The 2,474-nt window shown below is 74.6% G+C and carries 3 protein-coding genes; all 3 read right to left on the bottom strand.

The window, feature by feature from the left end; translation table 11 throughout:
* Positions 1-28: 28 nt before the first annotated feature.
* Positions 29-211 carry a hypothetical protein gene (locus H5J33_RS31045; protein ID WP_181798095.1) on the bottom strand — a complete coding sequence of 61 codons (183 nt, stop codon included), beginning with the start codon at positions 209-211 and terminating at the stop codon, positions 29-31.
* 18 nt (positions 212-229) lie between these two features.
* Complete coding sequence (locus H5J33_RS31040; RefSeq protein WP_181798094.1) at positions 230-1,075, bottom strand: polysaccharide deacetylase family protein; 846 nt, start codon at positions 1,073-1,075, stop codon at positions 230-232.
* Positions 1,076-1,137: 62 nt separating this feature from the next.
* On the bottom strand, positions 1,138-2,474 hold a 1,337-nt coding region (locus tag H5J33_RS31035; RefSeq protein ID WP_181798093.1), incomplete at its 5' end, for an FAD-dependent oxidoreductase.

The following is a 2,474-nucleotide window of genomic DNA, read 5'->3' as shown; positions in this document are numbered from 1 at the left end:
TGCCGCGGCCTGGCTCACCGGCCGCCGGTCACCCTGAGCAGGCGGTGCGCTGGGCCTCCTGCCACTCGCACACCGGGCACAGCGTGATGCCCTTGTACGACTCCGGGTACTCGGTCGGCTCCCGGCACAGCACGCAGTCCGCGTACGGCGGGCCGTCGGCCTCGGGGGGCCGGGCCGTCCCGGCGATGGTGCAGTAGTCCTCGTCGCTCATACCCTCAGCGTAGGACGGTCAACGGCCGGGGGCGGCCTCGCCGATCAGCTCGGAGACCTTCACGAACCGGTAGCCGCGCTTGCGCAGCTCCGGTACGACCGCGCGCACCACCCGCTCGGTGGTCGGGGCGGCGCTGCGGGTGCAGTGCATGACGACCACCGAGCCCGGCCGTACCCCGTCGAGGACCTGCCGGGCCACCGCGTCGGCGTCCGTGGCGAACGCGTCACCGCTGACCACGTCCCACTGCACGGCGGTCACCCCGAGCCCGCTGAGCGCGCGCAGCGCCCGCTGGTCGTAACAGCCGCCGGGAAAGCGGAAGTACGGCATCGGGTGCGGCACGCCGGCCGCGCGCAGGGAGGCGTACGCCCGCTCGACGTCCGCCCGCATCCCGTCGGCGTCCACGGTCGGCAGCCCGTAGCAGTCGGCGGTGAAGGCGTAGTGGCTCCAGGAGTGGTTGGCCACCTCGAAGCGCGGATCGCGGCCCAGGTCGCGGGCCTCGGCCGGGTACTGCTCGGCCCAGCTGCCGGTCATGAAGACCGTCGCCGGCACCTTCAGCTCGCGCAGCGCCCGGATCAGCCCCGGGTTGTCGAAGTGCTCGCCGGAGGCCGCGCGGGGCCCCTGGTCGGCGGTCATGTCGGCGTCGAAGGTGAACGCGACCGTCTTGCCCCGGGTGCGCGGGCCGTGCTCGAAGACCGGGGTCAGCCCGCCGGGGCCCGGCGCGAGCACCGGGGTGCGGGAGGGCGAGGGGGAACCGGAGGCGGAGGCGGGGGAGGCGGGGTGCTCCTGTCCCGCGGTGCCGCCGCAGGCGGTCAGCGCCGCGCCCAGGAGGCAGAGGGCGGTGAGACGACGTGCTAGTGGAGTCACCCTACGACGATAAAGCTTAATGTCGGTTTATATGTCTATATGTGTTTCGCGTCGCGGTGACCTCACCCGTCCGGCGGCCCGCCTTCCGCCGGCCGGTCCAGCTCGCGCCGCTCCAGCGGCTTGACCGCCGGGCCCTGGAGCACCGAGCCGTCCACCGCGAACCGCGAGCCGTGGCAGGGGCACTCCCAGGCGCGCTCGGCGCGGTTGAAGGAGACCAGGCAGCCGAGGTGGGTGCAGCGGGCGGAGACCGCGTGCAGGGCGCCCTCCTCGTCGCGGTGCACGGCGAGCCGCTCGCCGCCGGAGCGGACCAGCGTCCCGTCGCCGGGCGCCAGGTCCGCCACCGAGCCCGGCGGTTTCAGCCGGTCGCCGACGAAGTGCCGGGCCACCTCGGCCTGCGTCTTCAGCAGCGAGGGCGCCTCGCGGACCACCGACTTCAGCCGGCGCGGGTCGTACAGCTCCCGCCACGGACGGTCCCGGCCGGTGATGAGCGCGGTGAGCAGCAGCCCGGCCATGATCCCGTTGCTCAGGCCCCAGCCGCCGAAGCCGGTGGCCACATAGGTGTGCCGGGCGGCCTGGTGGAACGGGCCGACCAGCGGGACGGTGTCGGTGGACTCGTTGTCCTGGGTGGCCCAGGCGTGGTCCAGGGTCACCCCGGGGAAGTGCTCCTCCGCCCAGGCGGCGAGCCGGTCGAACCCGGCCCCCGGATCGCCGGTGCCCGGCGTGAAGTGCTCCCCGGTGACCACGAGCAGCCGCCGCCCGTCCGGGCCGTAGGGGGCGGTGCGCACCGAGCGGGTGTTCTCGTCCGGGGTGATGTACATGCCGTCCGGATCCGGGCCGTCGCCCAGCGGCCCGGCCACCACCAGCTCACGGCGCGGGGAGAGCCGGGCGAACAGCAGGGCCCGGTCGAACACCGGGTAGTGCGTGGCGACCACCACGTCCCGGGCGGTCACCACGGGGCCCGCCTCGGTCGTCAGCCGGCACGGCTCGCCCTCCGTCAGCCCGGTCACCCGCGTGTGCTCGTACACCCGGCCGCCCAGCCGCAGCAGATCGGCGGTGAGCGCCCGCAGGTACTTGACCGGATGGAACTGCGCCTGCCCCGTCACCCGGACCGCCCCCGCCACCGGGAACGGCAGGCCGGTCTCCGTGGTGAACGACGCCGGCAGCCCCGCCTGCCGGGCGGCCTCCGCCTCCGCGTGCACCTCGGCCACCCGAGACGGGTCCCGGACATAGGTGTAGGCGTCCCGGGTCTCCCACTCGCAGTCGATGTCCAGCTCGGCCACCAGTTCCGCCGCGTGTCCGATCGCCTCCGACTGCGAGCGGGCGTACAGCCGCGCGCCGTCCGGGCCCCGGGTGCGCCGCAGCCGGTCGTAGATCAGCGTGTGCTGGGCGGTGAGCTTGG

It is taken from the genome of Streptomyces sp. WELS2, from assembly GCF_013870595.1.
In the GTDB taxonomy this organism is placed as follows: domain Bacteria; phylum Actinomycetota; class Actinomycetes; order Streptomycetales; family Streptomycetaceae; genus Streptomyces.
The sequence above is the reverse complement of the archived record's forward strand: the minus strand, read 5'-3'. Positions and strand labels throughout refer to the sequence as shown.

Coding starts and splice junctions, on each gene's coding strand:
- H5J33_RS31045 (WP_181798095.1), bottom strand. CDS start 211: ATGAGCGACGAGGACTACTGCACCATCGCCGGGACGGCCCGGCCCCCC.